This window comes from Tropicimonas sp. (genome assembly GCF_047971885.1).
Taxonomy (GTDB): domain Bacteria; phylum Pseudomonadota; class Alphaproteobacteria; order Rhodobacterales; family Rhodobacteraceae; genus Tropicimonas.
In genome coordinates, this window is the sequence record NZ_JBKEAE010000019.1 from 15,551 (window position 1) to 42,140 (window position 26,590).

Sequence of the window (26,590 nt, forward strand, 5' to 3'; positions counted from 1 at the left end):
CTCCTTGTTTTCCTCTGGCCGCCGCCAGCCCACAGACGCCGCCACGCGCGTACCGGTGAGGGATTCGCGCGCGACGCCCCATAAGGAAACAACATGTTCGGGCCGCCCGGCAAGGGGCAGCCCTGAAGAAGTTCTGCCATATCCGATTTGTCGCAGCCGGATGGCGCCGGGTCATTCGGCCGGAATGGCCCCGTTATCGAGGGTCAGCGGCTGTGGAATATGCGCCAGCATCTCTTTCGGGCAGATCTGGAGGAAGTTCGGCAGTTCCACCTCCCAGTGCTGCAGGATATCGGCGGCCTTGACCGAGCCGGTCTCGCGCGCGTGGCGCCCGATCAGTTCTTTCAGTTCGGCCTCCCAATGCGGGTGGCCGACCGGATTGATCACCAGCGTCTCGCGGTTGATCAGCACCGCCGATGTACCGGCCGGGTCATAGAGATAAGCCATCCCGCCGGTCATCCCGGCGCCGAAGTTCGCACCAATCCGGCCGAGGATCACCGCGACACCGCCGGTCATGTATTCGCAGCCGTTGGAGCCGCAGCCCTCGATCACCACCTTCGCACCCGAATTGCGCACCGCAAAGCGTTCGCCCGCCCGCCCGGCGGCGAACAGGTACCCATCGGTGGCGCCGTAGAGCACCGTGTTGCCGATGATGGTGTTCTCGTCGGCCCTGAGCGGCGAATTCATCGGCGGGCGGACGACGATCGTTGCCCCCGACAGACCCTTGCCCACGTAATCGTTGGCATCCCCGGCCACTTCGAGCTTCAGCCCCGGCGCGCCGAAGGCGCCCAGCGACTGACCGGCCGAACCGGTCAGCTTTACCGTCAGGTGGTCGGGCTGAAGCGCGTTGCGCATGCCGAACCGCTGCACGATATGGCTCGACGTGCGGGTGCCGATCGTCCGCTGGGTATTCTGCACCGCATAGGAAAGCTGCATCTTCTCGCCGTCCTTCAGGAAGCGGTCGGCATCCTTGACGATCTGCGCATCGAGCGTGTCGGGCACCACGTTGCGCGGCTTGGCGGTGTCGTAGACGATCTCCTGCGCGCCATCGACCGAGATCAGCAGCGGGTTCAGGTCGAGATCGTCGAGATAATCGTTACCGCGGCTGACCTGCCTGAGCAGATCGGTGCGGCCGATCACCTCGTCAATGCTGCGCGCGCCCAGTTCGGCCAGAATCTCGCGCACCTCCTGGGCATAGAAGGTGATCAGGTTGACCACCTTGTCCGCCGTGCCGGTGAACTTGGCGCGGAGCTTTTCGTCCTGGGTACACACGCCCACCGGGCAGGTGTTCGACTGGCACTGCCGCACCATGATGCAGCCCATGGCGATCAGCGCCGCGGTGCCGATGCCGAATTCCTCGGCCCCGAGCATGGCGGCGATCACGATATCGCGGCCGGTGCGCAGCCCGCCATCGGTGCGCAGCGTTACCCTGTCGCGCAGCTTGTTCATCGCCAGGACCTGATGCGCCTCGGTCAGGCCCATCTCCCACGGCAGGCCGACATATTTGATCGAGGTCGCGGGCGAGGCGCCGGTGCCGCCGTTATGCCCCGAGATCAGGATCACGTCGGCCTTGGCCTTGGCAACGCCCGCCGCGATGGTGCCGACACCGGACGAGGCGACCAGCTTCACCGTCACCTTGGCGCGCGGATTGATCTGCTTGAGGTCATAGATCAGCTGCGCCAGATCCTCGATCGAATAGATGTCGTGATGCGGCGGCGGCGAGATCAGCGTCACCCCCGGCGTCGAATGGCGCAGGCGGGCGATCAGTTTCGTTACCTTCATGCCCGGAAGCTGGCCGCCCTCGCCGGGCTTGGCGCCCTGCGCCACCTTGATCTCAAGCTCCTCGCAATGGTTGAGGTATTCGGCGGTCACCCCGAACCGGCCTGATGCCACCTGCTTGATCTTGGCCGAGGGATTGTCGCCATTGGGTTCGGGCACGAAATGCGCCGGATCCTCGCCGCCTTCGCCGGAATCCGATTTGGCGCCGATCCGGTTCATCGCTACGTTGAGCGCCTTGTGCGCCTCGGGGCTGAGCGCACCGAGCGACATGCCGGGCGTGACGAACCGCTTGCGGATCGAGGTGATGGATTCCACCTCTTCCAGCGGTACGGGCCGGCCCAGCGGCCTGAGGTCCAGCAGGTCGCGCAGGTGGATCGGCGGATTGGCCTGCATCAGCCTGGAATAGCGCTTCCACAATTCGAACGAGCCCTGATCGCAGGCCGACTGCATCATGTGCATGTTCTGGGCGCCCCAGGCATGGGTCTCGCCGCTGCGCCGCGCCTTGTAGAACCCGCCGATGGGCAGCACGTTCCGCTCCGAGGCCCACCCCTGCTCGTGAACCCTCTCGACCTTGCGCTGAATGCCGAGGATGCCGATGCCGGAAATGCGGCTGATCATGCCGGGGAAATACTCGGCCACCAACGCCCGCGAAAGCCCCACCGCCTCGAAGTTCAGCCCACCCCGGTAGGACGAGACGATCGAGATGCCCATCTTGGACATGATCTTCAGCAGACCGGCGTCGATCGCGTTGCGGTAGTTGCGCACCGCATCGCTGAGCGTTCCGTCGAGCAGCCCGCGCTCGATCCGGTCGGCCAGCGAATCCTCGGCCAGATAGGCGTTGACCACCGTCGCGCCACAGCCGATCAGTACTGCGAAGTAATGCGGGTCGATACATTCCGCCGAGCGCACGTTGAGCGAGCAGAAGGTCCGCAACCCCTTGCGGGTGAGCCACGAATGGACCGCGCTGGTGGCCAGTATCATCGGCATCGGAACCTTGCCGGGCCCCTGATGGTGATCGGTCAGAACGATATGGCCGGCGCCGGAGCGCACCGCATCCTCGGCTTCGGCACGGATGCGTTCCAGCGCCTCGCCAAGCGCGTTGTGATGGCGGTCGGCGGCAAATGTGCAGTCGATCTCGACCATCGGCGCGTTGAACGATTCCACCAGCTTATCGAACTGCGCGTTGCCGACAAACGGGCTGTCGAGAATGATGATCTCGGTCTGGCTCGAATCCTCGTCGAGCACGTTCTTGAGGTTGCCGAACCGCGTCTTGAGGCTCATCACGCGGTATTCGCGCAGGGAGTCGATCGGCGGGTTGGTCACCTGGCTGAAATTCTGCCGGAAGAAATGGCTGAGCGGGCGGTATTTCTCGGACAGGACCGCCGAGGGCGTATCGTCGCCCATCGAGGCCAGGGCCTCCTTGCCGTCCTCGGCCATCGGCGCCAGGATCTGTTCGAGTTCTTCCACCGTATAGCCCGCCGCGATCTGCCGCTTGCGCAGTTCGGCGCCGGAAAACATCGGCTTTTCCGCCGTCCGCGCGAGGGCCTCGTCAAGCTCGGCGATCTTGCCCACCCATTCGCCAAAAGGCTGCGAGGCGGCGAGCCGGTCCTTGATCTCGGTGTCGCGATAGAGCCTGCCCTCGGCCATGTCGACGGCGATCATCTGTCCCGGGCCCAACGCGCCCTTCTCGATCACGGTCCGTTCGTCGGTCGGCACCATGCCGACCTCGGAGCCGGCGATCAGCAGACCGTCGCCCGAGATCACGTAGCGCATCGGGCGCAGGCCGTTGCGATCGAGCCCGCCACAGACCCAGCGGCCGTCGGTCATGGCAAGCGCGGCAGGCCCATCCCATGGCTCCATCACCGAGTTGACGTAGGAATACATGTCGCGCCAGGCCTGCGGCAGTTCCACCGCCTGCAACGACCAGCTTTCGGGCACCAGCATCGTCTTGGCCATCGGCGCGGATCGTCCGGCGCGCACCAGCACCTCGAACACCGAATCCAGCGCCGCCGAATCCGAGGACCCCTGCGGGATGATCGGCTTGATATCTTCCGCGTAATCCCCGAACGTGGCATGCGCCATCCGGATCTCGTGACTTTTCATCCAGTTGGTATTGCCCTTCAGGGTATTGATCTCGCCGTTGTGGGCCAGCATCCGGAAGGGCTGCGCCAGCCACCAGCGCGGGAAGGTGTTGGTCGAATAGCGCTGGTGATAGATCGCGAAGGCGCTTTCGAAGCGTTCGTCCTGCAAGTCGGGATAGAAAACGGCGACCTGTTCGGCCAGCATCATGCCCTTGTAGATGATCGACCGGCACGACAGCGAGCAGACGTAGAAATCGGGCACGCGGGCAGCGGCGGCGGCTTTCTCGATCCTGCGGCGGATGACGTAAAGCTCGCGCTCGAACGTGTCTTCGTCCACGCCCTTGATGTTCGAGATCAGGATCTGTTCGATCTCGGGGCGGGTGGCGTTGGCCTTCTCGCCCAGAACGTCGATGTTCACCGGAACGTGGCGCCACCCGTAGATATAGTAGCCCATGCGCAGGACCTCGGTCTCGACGATGGTCCGGCAGGTTTCCTGTGCCCCGAAATCGACCCGGGGCAGGAATATCTGGCCCACCGCGATCAGCTGGTCCGTGTCGGGTTCGTGTCCGGTGCGATGGATCTGGTCGTAGAAGAAGGGCACCGGGATCTGGACATGGATGCCCGCCCCGTCGCCGGTCTTGCCGTCGGCATCGACCGCGCCACGGTGCCATACCGCCTTGAGCGCCTGAATGCCCGATTCGACCACGTTGCGGCTTTTCGAGCCGTCGATCGACACCACAAGCCCGACCCCGCAGGAGGAATGCTCTTCCGCCTCGCTGTAAAGCCCGTTCTGCTCCATCCACACGCGCCTGGCCGTTTCCGCCGCCACCCAGGCCTGATCGTACTTGGTCATCGCGTCACTCCGTTGCGGTCGAGGCGAAGCCGCCCCGGGTTCCTGTTTCATCCGCCGGCACGAAGCGCGGGCAGACGCATGTTTCGCTGGCCGGTGCAGCGGGCGAACGCGCGCCCGGCGGGATCATGGCCGCGCCGCGGCGGCCGGGGCGGGCCGGAAGACGATCTCTTCCGCGCCCTCGCAGCCGAACTGCGGCATCGTATCGCCGAAGTTTGTCTCTCCCGGGCGAATGAACAGCAGAGGGCTGGCATCGTTCTCGCGCTCCTCGCCATCCTGACGGAATGTGTCGGGGCCGAGAAAGAACAGCCGCTCGTCGGCCAGAACGAACTGGTTGCCGAACACTTCGTAGACGGTCTCGCCGCTTTCCGCGTCCATCGCGGTCGAGGCGAATTCGGTTTCGAGAAGCTCGGTTCCGTCTATGGTCACCGTCCGGCCGGTCAACCGGTCGTAGCCCTGATGCACCACGTCACGCGCGCCGTTCGGTCCGGTCTCGCGGATGACAAAGGCGTAGGTGTCGCGCCCGGTATCCAGAAGCTCGCTCAGGCTGGCCGGATCGGGGCCTTCCTCCACCAGATGCTCGCGCGTTCCGTCGGCGAAATAGCGGCTGTCGAGCCACTGGAACTCGGCCGAATAGACCGACATCGAAAAGGCGCCGTCGGCATCGTAGTGAACCTCCCAGACGGCTCCCTCCGGCCCCTCGTTGCAGCGCCAGTAATGCGACACGCCGCATTCCTTCATCTGCACCGAGAGAAAGGCCTCGCATCCCTCGGGCACCACGATCTTGCCCGCCAGCGCGGGTGTTGCGGCGCCTGCCGCAAGCGCACCCGCCAATGTCCACATACGGAGTCTGCTGGTCATTCGCCATTCCCCTGCTTTGCCCGAGGTCCTGTCGTCTTCACACGGCGCCTTGCGGGCCGTTGTCGGGCACATTCTATTCCGCGGCAATATCGAGCCCGTCCGCGCCAAACCGCGCCAGGATCGACTGCGCCGCCTCGCGGCCATCGCGGATCGCCCAGACGACGAGGCTGGCGCCGCGCACGATGTCGCCCACCGCGAAAACGCCGGGAAGCGAGGTTTCGTGGCTGCGGAAATCGGCCTTGATGGTTCCCCAGCGGGTCACCTCGAGCTCGGGCACGTTCCACAGGGCGGGAATCTCCTCGGGCTCGAATCCGAGCGCCTTGATCACCAGATCGGCGGGTTCGACATAATCCGCACCCTCGATCACCTCCGGCCGCTGCCGCCCCGACGCATCGGGCGCGCCAAGGCGCATCTTCTGTACCATGACCCCGCTGACCGGTTCGCCGGCAAAACCGCGCGGTGCGGTGAGCCATTCGAAGATCACGCCCTCTTCCTCGGCGTTCTGTACCTCGCGCTGCGATCCCGGCATGTTGGCGCGGTCGCGACGATAGAGGCACTTCACGCTTTTCGCCCCCTGACGGATTGCGGTACGCACGCAGTCCATCGCCGTGTCGCCGCCGCCGATCACAACCACGCGGCGCCCTGCCGCGTTCAGTTCGCCGTTGTCGTATTCGGGCACCGCATCGCCTAGGTTCTTGCGGTTCGATGCGGTAAGATAGTCGATCGCGCGCACGATTCCCCTGGCGCCGGAACCCGGACCCTGCAGGTCGCGGCTCTTGTAGACGCCGGTGGCGATCAGCACCGCATCGTGCCTGGCGCGGATTTCCCCGAACGGGATATCCTCGCCGACGTTGCATTCCAGCACAAAGCTCACGCCGCCCTCTTCAAGGTGTCCGACCCGGCGCAGCACGATGTCCTTTTCCAGCTTGAAGCCGGGGATACCATAGGTCAGCAGCCCGCCGGCGCGGTCGTAGCGGTCGTACACGGTCACCTGCACGCCTGCCCGCCGCAGCATGTCGGCTGCCGCCAGCCCGCCCGGGCCGGCCCCGATGATTCCCACGCTTTCGGCCCGTTCGTGCGACGGGGCGATCGGTTCGACCCAGCCTTCTTCCCACGCGGTGTCGGTCAGGTACTTCTCGACCGCGCCGATGGTGACGGTGCCGTGGCCGGCCTGCTCGATCACGCAATTGCCCTCGCACAGCCTGTCCTGCGGGCAGATCCGGCCGCAGATTTCGGGCAGGGTATTGGTGTGCTGGCTGGTCCGGTAGGCTTCCTCGAGCCGCCCCTCGGCGGTCAGACGCAACCAGTCCGGAATGTTGTTGTGCAGCGGGCAGTGCGACTGGCAGTAGGGCACGCCGCACTGGCTGCACCGGCTTGCCTGTTCGGCCGCTTTCGCAGCGGCAAATTCGCCATAGATTTCGCGAAAATCCGCAGCCCTCTGACCGGCATCGCGCTTTTCGGGCATTTCCTTGCCCACGGTTACGAATTTGAGCATCCGCTGTTTGGCCACTGGCTTTGCCTCCGTCACTCCGCCCGCGCTGCTTAACGCCCCTTTCCGGGGAAATAAAGTCATAAACTGTGACCTAAATACAGAAATTTTCGCTTCCCTTGAATTCAGCGGTAGTGTTTCTCTGGAAACAAGGTCAGTAATATTGCCTGAATATGCGTACTTTTCAACGGTTGCCAACTGACTAGGATGCGCGCCGGAATCACCGCCGGAGCCAATTTTCATGTCGCTGTTTCATTTGCTGCTTGTTGCGATACTTCAGGGACTCACCGAATTTCTGCCGGTTTCCTCGTCGGCGCACCTGATCCTGCTGCCCAGTCTGACGGGCATGGAGGATCAGGGGCTGGCCATCGACGTTGCCGTCCATGTCGGCACGCTGTTTGCAGTGGTGCTCTATTTCCGCAGCGATGTCGCGCTGGCGCTGCGGGGGATTCCGCGGCTTCTGCGCGGCAGGACCGATACCCCCGGTGCGAAGCTCGCCTTCCTGCTGGGCGTGGCGACGATCCCGGTTGTGATCGCGGGCTTCATACTGGCGGTGACCGGGCTTGAGGAGCGGATGCGCAGCATCGCGGTGATCGGATGGACGATGCTGATATTCGGCGTCGTCCTCTACTGGGCGGATCAGAAGGGCGCCGAGGTTCGGGAGACCGGCGACTGGACGTTGCGGGATGCGGTGATCATGGGGCTCTGGCAGGCGGTGGCGCTGATTCCGGGCACTTCGCGCTCGGGCGCCACCATCACCGGCGCCCGGTTGCTCGGATACAGGCGTCCGGACGCGGCGCGCCTGTCGATGCTGATGTCGATCCCGACCATCGTCGCATCGGGTGCGTTGCTCGGTATCAGGGTGGCGCATGAGGGCGACTGGTCGATGATGCGCGACGCCTCGATCGCCGCCGCCTTTGCCTTTGTCTCGGCGCTTCTTGCGCTGACGCTGATGATGCGTCTGCTGCAATCCGTCAGTTTCACACCCTATGTGATCTATCGGGTGATACTGGGTGTCGTGCTGCTGATGATCGCCTATGGCTGAATCGGCTGACGGATCGCCATCGGTTGCCGGGTCACGACGCTGCCCGACCGCACGTCGAAAGAAAACGGGGAGGCGCCATGGTGCCTCCCCGTCCGATCCGCGCGCAGACGCGCAGGTCAGAATCTCATGCGGAAGCCGACGGTTGCCTGAAGACCGTGCTGATCGCCCGGGTCCTCAAGCCCGAAGAGATAGCCCAACTCGCCATAGACGGCGTATTTCCCGTCTTCCCAGGTGTAGTTGCCGCCGGCGGCCAGTTCTGCCCAGGCGCGGTTGGTTTCGACCGACAGGTCGGTTCCGCTGACCGAGACGACGGCAGGATCGAGAAACTCGTAATAGAGATTCGCCAGCCCGTAGATGTGTGACCACCGTCCGGCACGGTCGTCGGCACGCACCCGGTCGACCGAGACGCCGAGCCTGAGGCGCAGGCTGTCATCGTCCTTCAGCGAAACCTTCTCGTCATGCGGGCCGGTGAAGTCGTCGAAGCTCACCCGCGAATAGACCAGTTGCGCCTGCGGGGTCAGATCCCAGCCCCGCAGCCAAGCGAGGTCGGTCCAGGTGCGCCCGGCCTCGATCGAGAACGCCAGACCGTAGCCGTCGACGCCGTTCTTCAGATCGCCCAGCACGTCCGAGGACAGGTCGCTGTCGAACAGGCTGTATTGTGCCTGAAGGTCGAGATAGGCGTTGTTCTCGAAATACCAGGTGCCGGTGACGCCGATCCCGTAGCCGCGGGTGTCGATGTCGCCATCGCCATAGGGCGAGTCGATCATTGCCGAGGCGCCACCGACATAGCCGTTGATCCCAAGGATGAACGGCTCGTCGTCATGCGCGAAATCGGCACCGAACTGGAGCTTGTAGCTGCGCAGCTTCGCCTCGCTCGAAGTGGTGGAGGAGCCGTCGATGTGCAGGTAGTCGCCCGCGAGCCGCGCCCACATCTTGTCGGTGATGGCATCCTGCGGAGTATCCACCGGGCCCATTCCCAACTGGCTCTGATGGCGCGCGCCGACCCTCTGGTAGAGCGTGGGCAGACGGTTCAGCGCCTGCAGCACCAGCGGAAGGTTCTCGTAGACCGGCGCGCCGGGCTGGTACACGGGGCCGGTTCCGGAGCCGGAATCCTTGATCAGGTCGTCCGGATCATCCGGATCGGTCGGGTCCGTGGGATCCGTCGGGTCGGTCGGACCTGTCGGGTCAACCGGGACAACCGGAATTTCGGTCGATGCCAGATACCAGGTTCCGTCTTCCCCCTCCTGAAGCGTATAGGCGTAGGCCCCGCCGATGAGCGATTCGTTGCCCGCCGTATTGGTGAAATCGCCCTCGATGAGAACGAAATCCTCTTCGTCCGAGGTCCCCTCGACCGTCACCACCGGAATCCCGACAACCGTCACCCCGCCCGGCCGCGCCGAAGGGGTCACGATCACACCGGTCTGGCCGGTGCTGTTGCCGGCGATCACCAGCCTGTCGGAGGCTGAACTGTCGTCGCCAAGAACCGAATCGACCTTGAGAGTGCCGCCGCCGGTGTAGTTTCCGCCCACGTTTACCCTGTCGCCCGCCGCGCCGTCGCTTGTCGTCAGCAGCCCGCCGTTCACCAGATTGCCGCTGATCGCATAGGTTCCCGATCCGCCGCCGGTCCCGGCGAAGGTTCCGGCCGTTTCGATCGTCACGTTCCCCGTCAGGTCGATACCGTTGCCGGCGTCGAACGTGCCGCCGCCGCGGATGGTCAGCCCGCTATCGGCCTCGCTCCCCGTCGCAAGGGTGCCATCGGTGATGGTGACGGTGCCGCCGTCGACGACAATATTCTCCCAATTCGCGAGATTGGCACCCTGCAGCGCGGCGGAAACGCCAAGCAGTTGCAGCGTGTCGATCCAGCCGTCACCGGATGTCAGATCGTCACCACCGTCGAGCAGGGTCATTTGCGACATGTCGGCGCCGTCGATGATCAGGTTGTCGGTGCCGTCGGCAAGCTGAACCGAGCCGGCGACGGTCGCGCCGTCCTCGACCAGAACTTCGGAATTCCCTTCGTTGTTCAGCACTGCCTGACCCGACAGCGCATCGATCTGTGCGCCGTCCCGGATGTTGATCTCGCTGAGTTGTCCCGCCGCCGTCCAGGTGGAGATGCCGGCCGCGTCGCCGGTTCCGCCAGAGATCGTGCCGGCGACATCGACAAGGTTCGCGCCAGACACGGAATCGGCGGCAACCCCGTCGGCACCGCTTCCGGTTGCAGCTATCGAACCGCCTTCCGACTGGATGAAGGTTCCGTCGCCGCTGTTGACAGCCAGCAGAACGCCGTGGCTTCCGTCGCCGCTTGTCGTAATCGACGCCCCGTCGCCCTGTTCGACATGCGCATCGCCCACACCGGGCACATAGGCGAGAATGCCGTAGGACCCCTGGTAGCCGAACCCGGAGCCCTCGCCCCCCGTCGTTTCGATGGAGCCACCCTGATGATAGACCGTGGCATTGCCTTCCGACGAACCGCCGAAGCTGAGATCGGTCTGCGCGACGATACCGGCCGAGCCGTCCCCGCCGGTGGTGATCCTGCCGTCGCTCATTGTTACCGTCGAACTGCCGTGGGTGGTCGAGAAGATGCTTCCGTTGTCGGCGAGCGCGACCAGACCGTCCGAATCAAGGCCGTCGGTCGAAACCGACCCGCCGCTCATCGTGATGCTCGACGATCCGGTACCGGCCTGAACGGTGGCATAGACCCCTTCGGCACTGTCGCCGGTCGTTTCGACCGTGGTTCCCGCCCCAAAGGAAATCAGGCTGGAGTTGTTGCTGTCGCCATGCTGGGTCCGGGCATACATGCCATGTGCCTGATCCCCGCTTGTCGTGATGGTGACCGTCGATGTCGGGGAAATCAGTATCGAGGTGCTGTTTGCCACATCGAGCCCTGTCGTGTCCGGCGAGCCGACAAGGACCTTGCCGTTGTCGTGGGCATTGATCCCGTGGGAGCTTGCACCGGATGTGGTGACGGCGAGATTCCCCGCCACCGTGACATAGCTGTCGGGATCGGTCGCGGACTGTGCGTTGCCCGAGGCATGAACGCCGACGCCACCTCCCGTTGACGTGACCGTCAGGTTGCCCTCGACGTCGATCGAGGCTCCGGCGGCGGCTGTCACGCCAGCGCCGCCGAGGGCGCTGGTGACGTTCACGTCGGCGGCGGTGACGGTGAGCAGGCTGCCGGCATCCCGGGCGCGCAGCACGGAATTGTTGCCGGTGCCGGTGTAGGACGACAGCGACGCGGTGCAACTGTCGCCGCCCGACGCCCGCGCGGCCGGGTTCCCGGAGGCGCTGTCCGAGCAGGCCGCCCATGCGGCACCGAAATCGCCGCCCGAAACGAGCGGCAGCGCGAGCATGGCCGTGGACAGCAGCAGAACCGACCTTGCCGAGTTCAGACCACGGCTGCGTTTACGGCGAAACTTACGGGCCGTTCCCACCATGTTCAGCATTTCACCAGGCTCCTCTCATAGGTTTCGCAGCAAGCGCTTTTCCGACGATCACGGCCGGGGCCGTAGTTGACCGCGAAAACATCTGGATACATTTGATCCAAGTCAAATCAGACACTTATCCGCGCGTCGTTATAGTGCATCCGTCGAGAACCTGAATACCCGAATATCCACAGTTGACTTTTCGAAAACACAATTCGATAGGCACGCGCAAAAGCGAATCGCCAGTGAACTGGCTTCGGACCTGACACGCGTCACGATTCCTCCACTCCCGGACAGATTCTCACAGCTGATACTGATTCGGGTTTCCGATTGGTTACGCGGCGTGCGCTTTCCGCAGGAAATGCACCAAACCTGCCACAAGTGGCGCTGTCAGCACCGGCACATCCCGGCCGATGCACAAATCTGCGGCGCCTGAGTGATGATGTTGCTGGCGCTGTGCCGAATCGAATGCGATATCGCAATTGTGGCGCAATGACGGACAATCGGCCGGGATGGGCCGATTTCAGACCGCCGTCTTGCGGCTTTCGTCGAGATAGATCTCGCGCAGGCGTGTGGCCACCGGGCCGGGCGTGCCATTGCCCAGTACCGCGCCGTCGATCTCGACCACCGGCATCACGAAAGCCGAGGCCGAGGTGAAGAACGCCTCGTCGGCTTCCCTTGCCTCGTCGATGGTGAAGGGGCGTTCCTCGACCGTCATCTGCGCCTCGCGTGCGAAACGCAGCACCGCGGCACGGGTGATCCCGTGCAGAATCTCGGTTCCGAGGTTGCGGGTGATGATCCTGCCGCCCCTGACGATATAGGCGTTGTTCGAGGTTCCTTCGGTCACGAATCCGTCCTCGATCATCCAGGCGTCGTCGGCACCGGCCTTTTTCGCCATCATCTTGCCCATCGACGGATAGAGAAGCTGCACCGTCTTGATGTCGCGCCGGCCCCAGCGGATATCCTCGATCGAGATCACCCTGACGCCGGCCCTCGCCTGCGGGCTGTCGGCAAGGCCCGGCTTGGACTGGGTGAACAGCACCACGGTCGGTGCGGTTCCTTCGGGCGGAAAGGCGAAATCGCGGTCACCCGGGGCACCGCGGGTGATCTGGAGATAGATCAGCCCGTCCCCGATCTCGTTGCGGGCCACCAGTTCGCGATGAATCTCCAGCAGCTCGCCGAGCACCTCGGGGGCCTGCATGTCCAGTTCGCTCAGCGAACGTTGCAGACGGCGGAAATGGCCGTCGAAATCGATCAGCTTGCCGCCGAGGACCGATGTGACCTCGTAAACCCCGTCGGCAAAAAGGAAGCCGCGGTCGAAGACCGATACCTTCGCCTCTTCTTCCGGCAGGTATTCCCCGTTGACATATACGATCCGGCTCATCTGGCAGTTCCTTCCTGTCCGCGCCACTATCCCCAGAGGTCGGGCGACGGCGGGTGAACGCCTGCACCGTCGTAGACCAGAGGTGTCGCCCGGTCTTCGGCCAGCAGCAGCGGGCCGTCAAGGTCTGTGACGGCCGCACCCTGCGCAACCAGTACCGCCGGCGCCATCGCCAGCGACGATGCCGCCATGCAGCCGACCATGATGCCGAAACCCGCCGCCCCGGCCGCAGACCGGAGGGCCAGCGCCTCGGTCAGGCCGCCGGTCTTGTCGAGCTTGATGTTGATCAGGTCGTACTTGCCGGCAAGACCGGGCAGCGAGCCCCGGTCGTGCACCGATTCGTCGGCGCAGACCGGTACCGGCCGGGCACACTCCGCCAGCGCCTCGTCCTGCCCGGCGGGCAGCGGCTGTTCCACCATCGCAACCCCGAGCCGTTCGAGATGTGGCGCCAGATCGGCATAAACCCCGGCCGTCCAGCCCTCGTTGGCATCGACGATGATCCGCGATTCCGGCGCTCCGGCGCGAACAGCTTCGAGCCGGGGCATGTCGTCGGGCGTGCCAAGCTTGATCTTCAGCAACGGCCGGTGCGCGTTGGCCGCAGCGCTGGCGCGCATCGCCGCGGGCGTATCGAGCGACAGCGTATAGGCGGTGACCAGTGGCACCGGCGCAGGCAGGCCCGCCAGTTCCCAGACCCGCTTTCGGCGCTGTTTCGCCTCCAGATCCCACAGCGCGCAATCCACCGCGTTCCGCGCCGCACCGGCCGGAAGCAGGCGTTGCAGGTCAGCGCGGGTGAATGCCGGCGGCAGGCCCTCGATCTGCGCGGTCACGCTGTCGAGCGATTCGCCATAGCGCGCGTAGGGCACGCATTCGCCGCGCCCGGTTGCGCCACCCTGTTCGACTGCCACGGTCAGCACCTGCGCCACGGTTCGCGACCCGCGCGAGATGGTGAAAGCCTGCGCGAACCTGAACGCGTCGCGCGTCACCGTCAGTTTCATCGCCTCACATCCCTTCCAGCGCGTCCACCAGCCTGGCCGCACCATGACGGAACGGGTCGACCGCCGGAAGCCCCATCCGCGCCTCGGTTTCGGCCACACAGGCCGCGGCGTCGGCATCGCTCAGGTGATGGGTATTCAGCGAAATGCCGACCACCTTTGCCGCCGGGTTGACCCGTCGGGCCAGGGTCAGCGAAAGATCGCGCAATTCCTCCAGCGTCGGCAATGCATAATCCGGCAGGCCGCGCATATGGGCACGGGTCGGCTCGTGGCACAGGATCAGCGCGTCGGGCTGCCCGCCGTGGATCAGCGCCATGGTAACGCCCGAATACGAGGCGTGAAACAGGCTTCCCTGACCCTCGATCAGGTCCCAGTGGTCGGGGTCGTTGTCGGGCGTCAGCCATTCGATCGAACCGGCCATGAAATCGGCGATCACCGCGTCGAGCGGCACGCCGTCGCCGGTGATAAGAATGCCGGTCTGCCCGGTGGCGCGAAAGGTTGCCTTCATGCCGCGCGTCCGCATCTCGGCATCCATCGCCAGCGCGGTATACATCTTGCCGACCGAACAATCGGTGCCGACCGCAAGGCAGCGCTTGCCGCTGCGTTTCACGCCATTGGCGATGGGATATCTTACCGGCGGAACCCGCACGTCGTGCAGAAGGCGCCTTTCGGCGCTGGCGATCGCGGCCAGTTCGGGCTCGTCCCGCAACAGGCTGTGCAGACCCGAGGCGAGGTCGAACCCCAACAGCAGCGCCTCGGCCAGAACATGGCGCCACTCGGGCGAGATCACCCCGCCGCGGTTGGCCACACCAATCACCAGCGTCTCGGCCCCGGCATCGCGCGCTTCGGACAGCGTCATGTCGGGCAGGCCCATGTCGGCCCGGCAGCCCTCCATCCGGTACTGGCCGATGGCGAATTCGGGGCGCCAGTCCCTGATGCCCTGCGCCACCTTGGCGGCAAGCTGGTCCGGCGCATCGCCCAGAAAAAGCAGGTAGGGGGTCTTTATCATCGGGTGCATCTCCTTGATCGGGCGAACGCTAACATGACGCCGCAAACAAGAATTGTCAGAGTTGCTGACCCAATAAGAGGGAATCGGGAAAATTTCCTGAGATTTCATTATAAAATCGAACACATTCGACGATGCTCAGCTTTTATGCAGATTGAAAACGGCCAATGCGGCGTTTGCGCCGGATGATTCCCGAGGCAAAGCCCCCAGAGAACTCCGGCCAGGAAGGGCAACCGGGCGCGGAACAAGGCCAAAGGGCGGAGCGCCTGCCCCGGCCATGCGCCGGCGCGACTTGCGCTTCAGTCGCCGGCAGCTTCTTCCGCAAAACCGACTCTCACGAGCGGGGCGCCCATTTCGCCGCTGGTATCAGATTACATGCAACCCGCCCGCGCCGGTGTCGATATGGGGTGCCCAGAATGCGACGCTTTCGGCGATCTGCGGAATGACCTGCCTGTCGTTCGGCTCGCGTTCCCTGAAGCTGAGTTCGAGACAGATTTCGTTGTCGGTCGCACCGCCTTCGGCAAGGGCGGCCAGCAGGGGTTCGGGGTGGATGCGGCCCCGCGCGTTGAACTCGGCGGTAAAGGGGCGGTGGCCGCCCTTGTCCATCAGCGATTGCTTTATGTGGATGATGGGGCTGACCCCGGGCACCGTCCGTGCCCAGACATAGGGATCGTGATCGTCGGGGTTGGCACTGGTCACATCGCCATGGTCGATATCGGCCATCATCCACATCGGCACCGCCATGTCCGCTGCTGTCAGCCTGTCCTGCAGGGCCATGCAGGCGGCGATTGTCTCGCCGAATTCGCGCCCCACGCTCATCGGCTCCCAGAAGACATGGTCCAGCCCGGCGGCGCGGGCGTGTTCGGCCACCTCGGCCCAGCAGTCGATGGCAATCCGTATCATCTCCTCTCTGCGGGCGGGATCGTCGAAATCCCGGTAGGTGAAGATCGCGAATTGCGTACCCACCGATACCCCGCCCAGATCGGCGATGATGTCGGCGAAGGTCCTGAACCAGTCCACATGGTAGCGCCGCACGTCGCGATCGGGATGGCCGAAGTGATTGAGCCGCCCGTAGGGCCCGGTCATGCCACTGGTCACACGGACACCGGTCCGTTCAAGGGCCGAGCGCATCCGTCGCGTCAGCCGCCGGATTACCGGCGCGGGCCAGGACGGGTTGATGAATTCGTGGGTCAGTTGCAGGTCGCGGATACGCAGGTCGCGCGCCACCGTATCGATCAGATCGTCCGGATCGGCAAAGCGGTTGACCAGCGGGTTGGTGTTCAGAGACAGGGTCAGGGGCATCGCAGGTCCTCAGGCGGCGGCGACGAGGCCGGAGCGGTCGAACCACGCCTCGAAGGCGGCGCGTTCGTCGTCGGTCAGGTGCAGGTAGTGCTTGGTACGGCGCAGCAGGATATCCGCCGGGCGCAGCGCCCATTCCCTGTTCACCAGATAGCGTGCCTCGGCCTCGTAGAACTGCGCGCCGAAATGCCGCCCCAGCCCCGCCACCGAAGTCGCTCCGGCCACCACATCGCCGATGCGCGTGCCGTAGAGATGGCCGTAGTGCTGGACCAGCTTGCGCGGCATCCACGGATAGCGCTCTCGCAGCAGGTTGGAGAAGGTCTGGTAGTCGGCATCCGGCATGTCGCCGCCCGGCAGCGGCGCGGTTCCGGTCCAGTCGCCCTTCATGCCGGGAAAGAACTCCGCCAGCCGGTGCATCCCGCGTTCGGCAAGCTCGCGATAGGTGGTGATCTTGCCGCCGAACACGTTGAGCAGCGGGGCCCCGCCGCTCCGGTCGAGGTCGAACACATAGTCACGCGTGACCGCCGACGGGTTGCCCTTGCCGTCGTCGAACAGCGGCCGCACACCCGAGAAGCTGTGCAGCACGTCCCCGCGCCGCAGCTTCTCCTTGAAATAGCGGTTCACCGCAGCCAGCAGGTATTCGACCTCGGCCTCGTCAGCCTCCACGTCCCCGGGGCGGCCCTCATAGGCGATATCGGTGGTGCCGATCAGCGCCATGTCGCCTTCGTAGGGGTTGATGAAGATCACCCGCCTGTCGTCGTTCTGAAACAGATAGGCGTTGTTGCCCGGCCAGAACCTGGGAACGATGACATGGCTGCCCTTGACCAGACGGACCCTGCGACTGGTCTTGGCCCCCTCGATCCGATTGATGACATCGCCGACCCATGGCCCGGCGCAATTGACCAGACAGCGGGCACGGAAGGTTCGCGCCCCGCCCGTCGCCCCGTTCCGTACCTCCACCGTCCAGGTACCGCCCTCGCGGCGGGCCGATACACACGGGCTGCGGGTCAGCACCACCGCACCGCGTTCGGCGGCATCGACCGCGTTCAGCACCACCAGCCGCGCATCGTCGACCCAGCAGTCGGAATATTCGAAACCCTTGGTATATTGATCGAGAAGCGGCGCCCCCTCCGGGTCGCGGCGCAGGTTCAGCGTGCGGGTGCCCGGCAGCTTCTCGCGGCCGCCGAGGTGATCGTAGAGAAACAGGCCCAGCCGGATGAACCATGCCGGGCGATCCTGCGGGCTGTGCGGCAGGACGAAACGCATCGGCCAGATGATATGCGGGGCGGCGCGCAGCAGCACCTCGCGCTCGATCAGCGCCTCGCGCACCAGCCGGAACTCGTAGTATTCCAGATAGCGCAGGCCGCCATGAACCAGCTTGCCGGAGCGCGACGAGGTGCCCTCGGCCAGATCGTCCTTTTCACACAGAACGACGCTGAGACCGCGTCCGGCGGCGTCGCGCGCGAAACCGGCCCCGTTGATGCCACCGCCAATAACAAAAAGATCGAACGTTTCGCCGTCAGTTGTCATTTCTGTCTCCTTCCGGGGCCGGGCGGACATTGGCCAGCATGCGCCACGCCGAAGGCAGCGCCTGCCGCGATTTTACGAAGGCCGGAAACAACCGTTCGTATGCCACCACAAGATCGGGGTCGGGCGATTCGGCTTCGCCGAGCAGGGGCGTCACCCATTCGGCGATGCAGCTTTCCATGTCGCGACAGGCCCCGATCGCCACTGCCGCCATCATCGCCGCGCCGGCGGCTCCGGCCTCGTCGCGCCGCGACACGCGCACCGGCGCGTTCAGCGCAGCGGCGAGAATGGCACGAAGACCCGGCGAGCGCGCGGCCCCGCCGGTCAGCCGCAACTCCGACGGCAACGGCCCCATCGCGGCATAGCAATCGCGCATCGCCATGCCCAGCCCCTCGGCCACGGCGCGAACCAGATCGGGATACCGATGCGCCGCCGAAAGGCCGACGAAACCCGCCCGGGCCTCGGCGTTGACGAACGGGCCCCGCTCGCCCGCTTCCGAGATATAGGGATGATAGACGATCTGGCCCGGCCCGGATCGCGCCAGCCACCCGTCGATACGGGCGATCAGGTCGCCATGGGTCGCCGGCCGGCCAAAATCGGCGAGAACCCCGGCAGCCAGCCCCAGCACCCAGTCGAGATTCAGCGTCGCCGCCATGTTGGTCTGAACCTGCGTCACCATTCCGGGAACCGGCAGGCAGATCACGTAGCCGGTTCCCTGGTCGTTCAGATGCACATCCCCCGCACGCGCGGCGCGCAGGTGCACCCCCGTCGAGCCGACCGTCGAACAGGCGACATCGCCCGCCCCGCCCCCGTGAACCCCTGCGCCGAGCGCCGTCATCACCATGTCGACATAGCCGAGGCTGACAGGCGTTCCCGCCCGCAATCCGGTCTGGCGGGCCGCGCTTTCGGTCAGCGGATGGGTGGTCTGTGTGCCGTCGACGATATCGGGCAACAGGGCGCGGCGATGGCCCAGCCCAAGGGCGCCGATGACACTATCGTCGTAGCGTCGGTTGCGAAAATTCCCGAAGGTGAAGCTCGCCTCCGAGGGGTCGGTCGCCCGTACCCCGGTAAGATTGAGATAGAGCCAGTCCTTGCAGTGCAGCGCCACCTCGGCCCGGTCGAGCAACTCCGGCATGTGAACGTCCATATGCGCCATCTGGCTGCCCTGCTGACAGGTGTTCAGCCCCGTTCCCGTCGCCTCGAAACGGCCGCGTTCGGCAGCGCTCGCCGCGATCCGCGCCACGGTGGGGGCGGCCCGCGCATCCAGCCACAGCCATGCATCGCAGACCGGGCCGTCGCGGCCGACCAGCCATGTACCATCGCCCTGCGCGGTGACCGACAGCGCGGCGGCGCGGGCTGCCAGGTTTTCGATCCGCTCGCCCAATCCGCACAGGGCAATCACGCAATCGTCCCACGTCCGCCACAGGTTCTGCGTGGCCGACCCGTCCGCCCCCGCATGATAGCGGTTCGGGACCGAGGCGATATCGATCTGCCGCCCCGACAGATCGAACGCCACCGCCTTGATCACCGAGGTTCCGGCATCGATCCCGATCAGAACGTCAGCGCCGGGCACGGTGCATTATCCCACCACCTCGGTTGCAAAAGCCTCTGTCCACTGACCCTCTCCGGATTGCACGGTGATTGCCGCCCACATCGTTCATGCGCTTTCCACCGAGTCAAGAACGGTGCGGTTCGGGCGGCAAGATGTATTTCCCGCTTTATCCGGAAGTTACCGCATTATTCATGGGGCCTGTTGGCGCATGCAGGTCTTCACCCGATCCATTCGGCGATGCCGGGCCGGGCAATCGCCGCCGCAATCCGCGCCTCACCATCGTCGACGCGCATATGCATCGGTGCACGGGTCGGGCCCGGGTCTATCCCGATAGCCCGGAACGCCGCCTTCATGCCCGGCAATACGCCGGTTTCCAGCAGCGCCTCGACAAAGATGGCCGAGATTTCCTGCAACCGCCGCGCTTCCGCCAGATCGCCGCAGCGCACCGCCCGGTCCAGCGCCGCATAGAGCCGGCCAAGCAGGTTGTATGTGGTTCCGATCCCGCCATCCGCCCCCAGCACCGCCCCGGTCAGGTAGATTTCGTCAAAACCGAAGAAAAGGGTGGATTTCCGGCACCGGCGACGCAGCATCGAGAACTTGAACATGTCGGTCGAGGTGAATTTCAGCCCGGCGACCTTCGGCAATTCCATGATTGCCACCAGCGTTTCCAGCCCTATGGGGCGGCCGGTGCGCACCGGGACCTCGTAAACGATCAGCGGCAGGTCGGTCGCCGATTGCAGGTCGGAATAATAGGCGAGGATCTCCTCGTCCGAAAAGGGATAGGAATGGGGCGGAAGCGCCGACAGCCCGGAATATCCGAGTGCAGCCGCGTTTCTTGCCAGCCGGATCGAATCGCGCAGCGACGGCGCACCGACATGCGCGATCAGGGTGGCGCCCCTGGCGTCGTCCGCCACGATGCGCTGCTGCTCCAGCAGTTCCTCGGTATCCAGAAGGCCCGATTCCCCGCTGCTGCCACCGACGTAGAGACCGGTCAGACCCTGGCGCAGAACGTATCCGTCGAGCGCGCGCTGGCGCTCGGGGCTGAAACTTCCATCGTCCTTTAGCCCCGTCATGAGGGCCGCATACATTCCGGCAAGTTGTCTGGTCATGGCGATCCCCCGAGGCGCGCTGCCCGACCAGAATAAGCCGCCATTTCTGTTTGACAAGAGCAATTTCTGGTATTACCAAAATAACCGGCAAACACGCCAGAGGAGGGCGTTGTGACCGAACCGACGCCGTCGACGCGCATGCCGAATGTCATTGCAGAAACCCTGATCGCCGAGATTCGCGACGGCACGATCCCGGTGGATCACACCCTGCCGCCCGAGCGCGAGTTGTGCGATCGTTTCGAAGCCTCGCGCCCGACGGTCCGCGAGGCGCTGGCGCTGATGCAGATGCAGGGTTTCCTGAAAGCGGGCGGCGGGCGCAGGCCGCGAGCGGCGCGCCCGTCGCTTCAGACCATTCTCCATTCGGCCGCAGGCCATATCCGCGATCTTCTGGGTAATGCCGAAGCCGGCGCCCATCTGGAGCAGATGCGTCAGTTCATCGAAACCGGCGCCGCGCGCGACGCCGCGCTGCGGGGGGATCGCATTCAGATCGCCAGATTGCGCGACGCCCTGGACGAGAACGAGGCCGCGATAGGAACGCCGCATTTTGCACAGACGGACATCGCGTTTCACCGGGCGCTCGTCTCGATCATCGGCAATCCGGTTCTCCTGGCGCTTCACGACATGTTCGTCACGGGGTTGCTTGCCCAGCAGCCGGCTGTCGACGAACCCGCCCGGCACAATGCCACGGCCCACGGCGAACACCGCGCCATATACGACGCGGTCCTGAATGGCGACGCGGCAACCGCAGCCGATGTGATGGACCATCACCTTGAACGGTCGTACCGCGCGCGGCTGATCATGACGCGGCCCGGCGACGTGCCGCAAACACGACAAACAAGGAGGAAAAACCAATGATGACGAAGACCCTTCTGGCGGGTGCTGCCGCGCTGGCCATGGCAACAATTGCCGAGGCGCGCGAACTGACCCTGGGCACGCAGGACAACGAGGCGACGCCGGTCTACAAGGGCGCGGCGGAATTCGCCAGCAAGCTTGGCGAAATCTCGGGCGGCGAGATGACGGTCAAGCTCTTCCCGTCCGCCACGCTGGGCGATTTCAAGGCGATGGTGCAGCAGGCGCAGGCCGGCGAGCTCGACATGGTCATCACCGGCTATCCGGACATGTCCTATACCATTCCCGAACTGAAGCTGATCGGCGCGCCCTATGTGGTGAGCGACTATCCCCAGCTCAAGGAGATCGTCGCCGGCCCCTGGGGGCAGGAGATGGCAAAGAAGTTCGAGGACAAGGGAATCCACGTCCTCGACGTCTGGTATTACGGCACGCGCCAGACCACGGCGAACAAGCCGATCAACTCGATCGACGACATGAAGGGCCTGCGCCTGCGCACCCCCAACGTTCCGTTCCTGATCGCCTATGCCGAAGCGGTTGGCGCAACGCCGGCGCCCGTGGCCTTCCCCGAGGTCTATCTGGCGCTTCAGACCAGCCAGGTCGACGCGCAGGAAAATCCGCTGACAACCATCGATGCCCAGAAATTCTACGAGGTGCAAAGCTCGGTCGCCATGACCAGCCATTTCGTTGCCTCGTCGGCGGTTCTGATCGGCAAGGTCACATGGGACGGCCTGTCCAATCAGGAGAAGGAGTGGGTCGCCACTGCGCTTCAGGCCGGCGGCGCCATGAACGACGAGCTTCTGCAACGCGGCGAGGAAGAACTGGTCAGGGCGTTCGAGGAGCGGGGGCTGACCATCACCCATCCCGATCTCGCGCCGTTCAGGGCCGCCATGCAGCCTTATTACGACACGCTCGAAGCGGAATTCGGCGAGGGTGCCATCGCGGCGGTCACGGCCAGGTAACAGGTTCTCGTCCGGGGGCCCTGCCCCCGGCCCCATTGCAGGGAGCGGCCAATTGAAACCCCTTCGCAAATACAGTCCCGAAGGGACCGTGGCATCGGTCTTTTTCATCGCGCTGTTCGTCGTGCTGATGATCCAGATATTCGGCAGGACGCCACTCTTTACCGGCCCGGTCTGGACCGAGGAGGCGGCGCGCTGGCTCTGGGTGTGGATGGCAATGATCGGCATCGCCGAGGTGGAGCGCACCGACAGCCAGCTTCGCATGGGATTTCTGGTCGAAACCCTGCGCCGCCGGGCGCGGCTCGCCGTGTTCACCGCGATAGACATCGTCTATCTCGGCATCGTCCTCGATCTGGTGTGGATCGGCTGGAAGACAATCGTGCGAACCTGGTCGAACGAGGCCGTCACCCTTCCGGTGAGCGATGCGGTTCTCTACGCCTCGGGTTTCGTCGCCATGATCCTGATCGCGAACCGCATCTTCCGCCGTATCGCCGGCATCGGCTATCGCAACGATTCCGCCGAAACGGAGGTCGCGCAATGACCCTTGCCGTCATAGCGATCGGCTGGCTGCTGCTGGTGCTGGTCGGTGTGCCCATCGGAGTGGCGATGATCTTCGTCTCGATGGGTTATTTCTACTGGTCCGGCATGGGCCTTGCCTTTGCGCTGTCGCGCATGATCGACGGGCTGAACAGCTTTCCGCTGCTCGCCGTTCCGTTGTTCATCCTCGCCGCCGCGATCCTGAACGGGGCGGGCATCACCAACCTGCTGTTCGGTTTCGCCCGCGCCTGTGTCGGTCACATCCGGGGCGGACTGGGGCATGTGAACGTTCTGGCCAGCCTCTTTTTCTCGGGCATGTCAGGCTCGGCGCTCGCCGACGCCGGCGGACTGGGCAAGATGGAAATCGAGGCGATGCGCAAGGCGGGCTACGACGACGAATTCGCCGGCTCGGTGACCGCGGCATCCTCGATGATCGGTCCGCTGGTGCCACCGTCGATCACCATGGTGCTCTATGGTGTCATTTCCAACACTTCGATCGGAAAGCTGTTTCTGGGCGGGGTGGTGCCGGGTGTACTGTGCGCGTTCTCGCTCATGGTGATGGTATATGCGATTGCGCTGCGCCGCGATTATCCGCGCGATCCGTGGCCCGGGCTTCGCGAACTCGCCCGCCTGTTCGTGCGTTCCTTTCCCGCACTGCTCACCCCCGCGGTGATCGTGGGCGGCATCTTCAGCGGATGGTTCTCGCCGACCGAGGCGGCTGCGGTGACGGTTCTCTATGCCGTCGTGATCGACGTGATCTTCTATCGCGAACTGACCCTGCGCCGGTTGTGGGATGCCGTCTATGAGACCACGGCGACCTCGGCCAGCATCGCCACGATCATCGCCGGCGTCTCGCTGCTGGGATACGTGCTGGCGCGCGAACAGGCACCGCAGCAGATCGCCACGATGTTCCTGTCGATTGCCGACGGTCCGGTCAGTTTCCTGATCGCGGTCAACCTGATGATCTTCGTGCTCGGCATGTTCATCGAATCGCTGGTGATCCTGCTGATCGTCGTTCCGATCCTGGTTCCCATCGCCATGGGATTCGGCATCGACCCCATTCACTTCGGCATCATTGTGGTGCTGAACCTGATGATCTCGATCCTGACGCCGCCGATGGGGATGGCGTTGTTTGTCGTCGCGCAGGTCGGCGGCATCCCGTTCCAGAAACTCGCCCGGGCAATCCTGCCCTGGCTGATCCCGCCATTCGTCGTGCTGCTGCTTGTCTGCGCCTTCCCGATCCTCGCCACCGGCCTGCCGGGGCTGATGAAATGAAGGTGCTCGGCCGGTTGCGCGGCAGGCTGATCGCCTCGTGCCAGCCGGTCGACGGCGGCCCGATGGACCGGCCCGAAATTGTCGCCGCGATGGCGCAGGCGTCGGTCGCCGGTGGCGCGGCGGGCCTGCGGGTCGAGGGCGTCGGCAACCTGCGCAGAGCACGCCCGCTGGTCGATGTTCCGATCATCGGCATCGTCAAGCGCGACATCCCCGGCAGCCCCGTGCGCATCACCGTCACGGTCGGGGACGTGAACGATCTGATCGCGGCCGGTGCCGATATCGTCGCCTATGACGCAACACCGCGCCCGCGCACCGACCCGCGCGACGATATCCTCGCGGCGATCATCGCCGGCGGAGCAATCGCGATGGCCGATTGCGCCACATTCGCCGACGGACAGGAGGCGCTGAAACGCGGCGCGGCGATCATCGGCACCACCCTGTCGGGCTATACCAGCGAGACGGCGCGCGCCGATGAACGCCCGGATCTGGACCTGATCCGCCGGTTCCGCAAGCTGGGCGGTTTCGTGATGGCCGAGGGCCGGTTCAACACGCCCGACCTTGCCGCGCAGGCGATCGGGGCCGGCGCCGATGCAGTCACGGTCGGCAGCGCGCTGACGCGGCTGGAGATGGTCACCCGCTGGTTCGCAGATGCCGTGCGGGGTAGCGATGACTGACGGTTTCGCGGTCGATCTGGGCGGCACCAAAACCGCGCTGGCGCGCATCGCCGCCGGCCGGATCGAGGCGCGCCTGCAGTTTCCGACCGACCGGCTTGCCGGGATTTCGGAACAGATCGACATTCTGGCGCGGCATCTCGGCCAAATGGGGTTCCGAAGGGACGACAGGCTCGGGGTTGCGGTTTCCGGCCGCGTCGATGCGGCGGGAAACTGGTACGCCGTCAATTCCGAAACCCTGCCGCAAATTGGCGGCGAGCCGCTGCTGGGCATCCTGCGCACCAGCTTCGGCCGGAATGTCAGCCTCATGAACGATGCCGCCGCGGCCGCGCTGGCCGAAGCCACGCTCGGCGCCGGGGCAGGCGCCGGTCATTTCGCCTATCTCACCGTTTCGACGGGGGTCGGCGGCGGGGTAGTGCTGGACGGCCGCCTGCTGAACAGCCGCAACGGACTGGCCGGACATGTCGGTTTCCTCTCCAGCCCGCATGGCGATGCCTGCTGCGGCTCGGGCCGGACTGGAACGGTCGAATCCATCGCCTCGGGACGCGCCATCGCGCGGCTGGCCGGAACCGGAGATTCCAGGGAAGCCTTCGCCTCGCGCTCTGTCAGGGCGCTTGCGGCAATCGACCGCTCGGCGATGGCGATCGCCCGGCTCTGCGCGGATCTGAACGCCATCTTCGGGCTCGACCGTATCGCGGTTGGCGGGAGCGTCGGTCTGGCGGCGGGATATCTGCCGCGCGTATCGGCCCATCTGGACAGGGAGCCTTCCCTGTTCCGGGTACCGCTGGTACCCGCGACACTGGGCCAGAACAGCGCACTTCTGGGTGCGATCCCTGGTGGCTGACGGCAGCGGCGAAGCTCCCGACGGCAATAACCCCGCATACTGCCTTGCCGTGACGGTCAGCCGACCCGAAAGGCTGCCGTGTCGCTGGGGTGATCCAGAAGCTCGGTCAGTTCGGCATCGAGCAGCATCATCGAGATCGAAACGCCGGACATGTCCAGCGAGGTGCAGTAGCGGCCAACCCAGCTTCTGGCGACGCTGACACCCCGCGCCCTCAGCCGGTGACGAACCCGTCTGGCGACGATGTAAAGCTCCATCAACGGCGTCGCGCCCAGCGAATTGACCAGCAGGGCGATTTGCGCCCCCGGTGCGGGGTCCATCTCGGCAAGGATCCGGTCGATCATGACATCGGCGGTATCGTCGGCGCTGACCAGCGGCTGGCGGGCGATGCCGGGCTCGCCGTGCACGCCGACGCCGACCTCCATCTCGTCCGCCCCCAGCACGAAAAGCGGCCGCCGGGTTTCGGGCATCGAACAGGGCTCCAACGCCACGCCCATGGTAAAGGTACAGGCATTCGCCTTGCGGGTCAGCGCCTCGACCCGGTCTATCGGCAGCATGCGGTCACAGGCCGCGCCGGCAATCTTGAAAACGAATATGTTGCCCGCGACCCCCCGGCGCCCTTCGCGGTCTTCGACCCGCGACGAGGCGATATCGTCGGTGGTGATCACCGACCGGACCGCGATCCCCTCGGTCTGCGCGATCTCGGCCGCCATTTCGAAATTCAGGATATCGCCCGAGTAATTGCCGAAAACGTGCAGAACCCCCGCCCCGCCATCCGCCGCGCGCGTGCATTCGAGGATCGGACCGGGCGGTGGCGAGGCGAATATATTGCCGACCGCAACGGCATCGGCCATCCCGCGCCCGACATAGCCCAGAAAATACGGGTCGTGACCGGCGCCGCCGCCGACGACCAGACCGACCTTTCCCGCCCTTGGCCCGTCGCGCGCAACCAGCGCCCGGTTGGACCCGCGGATCGGCACGACATGCGCGGCCAGTTCCATCACCGCGCCTTCGAGCGCCTCGTCGAGCGCATCCTCGGGGTTGTTGAGGAACTTCTTGACCAGCGAGCGATCC

The 26,590-nt window shown here is 65.1% G+C and carries 19 protein-coding genes; 7 read left to right on the plus strand and 12 right to left on the minus strand.

The features are described 5' to 3' along the window. Positions 1–171 precede the first annotated feature (171 nt). From gltB to ACK5IR_RS02020, 3 genes are all read right to left on the minus strand, one after another. Positions 172–4,710: a glutamate synthase large subunit gene (gltB, locus tag ACK5IR_RS02010; protein WP_416925390.1), complete on the minus strand. Its 4,539-nt coding sequence runs from the start codon at positions 4,708–4,710 to the stop codon at positions 172–174. A 123-nt stretch (positions 4,711–4,833) separates the two neighbouring features. Further along, on the minus strand, positions 4,834–5,568 hold the full coding sequence (locus ACK5IR_RS02015; protein WP_416925392.1) for a hypothetical protein: 735 nt from the start codon (positions 5,566–5,568) through the stop codon (positions 4,834–4,836). 73 nt (positions 5,569–5,641) lie between these two features. Continuing rightward, a complete protein-coding gene (locus ACK5IR_RS02020) occupies positions 5,642–7,078 on the minus strand; it encodes an NAD(P)-dependent oxidoreductase (protein ID WP_416925394.1) in 1,437 nt (478 codons plus the stop codon). Between the two features lie 220 nt (positions 7,079–7,298). Between ACK5IR_RS02020 and ACK5IR_RS02025 the strand changes: the two genes are divergently transcribed. Beyond that, positions 7,299–8,102: an undecaprenyl-diphosphate phosphatase gene (locus ACK5IR_RS02025; protein WP_416925396.1), complete on the plus strand. Its 804-nt coding sequence runs from the start codon at positions 7,299–7,301 to the stop codon at positions 8,100–8,102. A gap of 116 nt (positions 8,103–8,218) precedes the next feature. On the opposite strand, the gene ACK5IR_RS02030 is transcribed toward ACK5IR_RS02025, so the two are convergent. The 8 genes from ACK5IR_RS02030 to ACK5IR_RS02065 form a co-directional block, all read right to left on the minus strand. Then, entirely contained in the window at positions 8,219–11,542 is a 3,324-nt protein-coding gene (locus tag ACK5IR_RS02030; RefSeq protein WP_416925398.1) for an autotransporter outer membrane beta-barrel domain-containing protein, read from the minus strand. A gap of 502 nt (positions 11,543–12,044) precedes the next feature. Beyond that, a complete protein-coding gene (locus ACK5IR_RS02035; protein WP_416925400.1) occupies positions 12,045–12,905 on the minus strand; it encodes a D-amino-acid transaminase in 861 nt (286 codons plus the stop codon). A 26-nt stretch (positions 12,906–12,931) separates the two neighbouring features. Next, complete coding sequence (gene dgcA / locus ACK5IR_RS02040; RefSeq protein ID WP_416925402.1) at positions 12,932–13,897, minus strand: N-acetyl-D-Glu racemase DgcA; 966 nt, start codon at positions 13,895–13,897, stop codon at positions 12,932–12,934. A 4-nt stretch (positions 13,898–13,901) separates the two neighbouring features. After that, the gene (gene dgcN, locus ACK5IR_RS02045; protein WP_416925404.1) at positions 13,902–14,903 is read right to left on the minus strand and encodes an N-acetyltransferase DgcN; all 1,002 of its coding nucleotides are present in this window, start codon (positions 14,901–14,903) and stop codon (positions 13,902–13,904) included. 363 nt (positions 14,904–15,266) lie between these two features. Next, positions 15,267–16,202 carry a sugar phosphate isomerase/epimerase family protein gene (locus ACK5IR_RS02050; RefSeq protein ID WP_416925406.1) on the minus strand — a complete coding sequence of 312 codons (936 nt, stop codon included), beginning with the start codon at positions 16,200–16,202 and terminating at the stop codon, positions 15,267–15,269. A gap of 9 nt (positions 16,203–16,211) precedes the next feature. Then, positions 16,212–17,729: a glycerol-3-phosphate dehydrogenase gene (locus ACK5IR_RS02055; RefSeq protein ID WP_416925408.1), complete on the minus strand. Its 1,518-nt coding sequence runs from the start codon at positions 17,727–17,729 to the stop codon at positions 16,212–16,214. Beyond that, positions 17,719–19,299 carry an FGGY-family carbohydrate kinase gene (locus ACK5IR_RS02060; RefSeq protein ID WP_416925410.1) on the minus strand — a complete coding sequence of 527 codons (1,581 nt, stop codon included), beginning with the start codon at positions 19,297–19,299 and terminating at the stop codon, positions 17,719–17,721. Before ACK5IR_RS02060 ends, ACK5IR_RS02055 begins: the two co-directional genes overlap by 11 nt. Positions 19,300–19,496: 197 nt before the next feature. Further along, complete coding sequence (locus ACK5IR_RS02065; protein ID WP_416925412.1) at positions 19,497–20,387, minus strand: dihydrodipicolinate synthase family protein; 891 nt, start codon at positions 20,385–20,387, stop codon at positions 19,497–19,499. Positions 20,388–20,498: 111 nt separating this feature from the next. Here ACK5IR_RS02065 and ACK5IR_RS02070 point away from each other — a divergent pair, with 111 nt between their 5' ends. From ACK5IR_RS02070 to ACK5IR_RS02095, 6 genes are read left to right on the plus strand one after another with little or no spacing between them, the layout of a single operon-like run. Next, complete coding sequence (locus ACK5IR_RS02070; RefSeq protein ID WP_416925414.1) at positions 20,499–21,242, plus strand: FCD domain-containing protein; 744 nt, start codon at positions 20,499–20,501, stop codon at positions 21,240–21,242. Further along, positions 21,239–22,195 carry a sialic acid TRAP transporter substrate-binding protein SiaP gene (locus tag ACK5IR_RS02075; protein WP_416925416.1) on the plus strand — a complete coding sequence of 319 codons (957 nt, stop codon included), beginning with the start codon at positions 21,239–21,241 and terminating at the stop codon, positions 22,193–22,195. Before ACK5IR_RS02070 ends, ACK5IR_RS02075 begins: the two co-directional genes overlap by 4 nt. A gap of 52 nt (positions 22,196–22,247) precedes the next feature. After that, complete coding sequence (locus ACK5IR_RS02080; protein WP_416925418.1) at positions 22,248–22,733, plus strand: TRAP transporter small permease; 486 nt, start codon at positions 22,248–22,250, stop codon at positions 22,731–22,733. Beyond that, the gene (locus ACK5IR_RS02085; RefSeq protein ID WP_416925420.1) at positions 22,730–24,004 is read left to right on the plus strand and encodes a TRAP transporter large permease; all 1,275 of its coding nucleotides are present in this window, start codon (positions 22,730–22,732) and stop codon (positions 24,002–24,004) included. Before ACK5IR_RS02080 ends, ACK5IR_RS02085 begins: the two co-directional genes overlap by 4 nt. Continuing rightward, positions 24,001–24,678 carry an N-acetylmannosamine-6-phosphate 2-epimerase gene (locus ACK5IR_RS02090; protein WP_416925422.1) on the plus strand — a complete coding sequence of 226 codons (678 nt, stop codon included), beginning with the start codon at positions 24,001–24,003 and terminating at the stop codon, positions 24,676–24,678. The genes ACK5IR_RS02085 and ACK5IR_RS02090 overlap by 4 nt, the downstream gene beginning before the upstream one ends. Next, the gene (locus ACK5IR_RS02095; protein ID WP_416925424.1) at positions 24,671–25,519 is read left to right on the plus strand and encodes an ROK family protein; all 849 of its coding nucleotides are present in this window, start codon (positions 24,671–24,673) and stop codon (positions 25,517–25,519) included. Before ACK5IR_RS02090 ends, ACK5IR_RS02095 begins: the two co-directional genes overlap by 8 nt. A 56-nt stretch (positions 25,520–25,575) precedes the next feature. Here ACK5IR_RS02095 and ACK5IR_RS02100 read toward each other — a convergent pair. After that, positions 25,576–26,590, minus strand: a 1,015-nt coding sequence (locus ACK5IR_RS02100; protein WP_416925426.1) for a dihydroxyacetone kinase subunit DhaK, incomplete at its 5' end; no start/stop codon positions are given.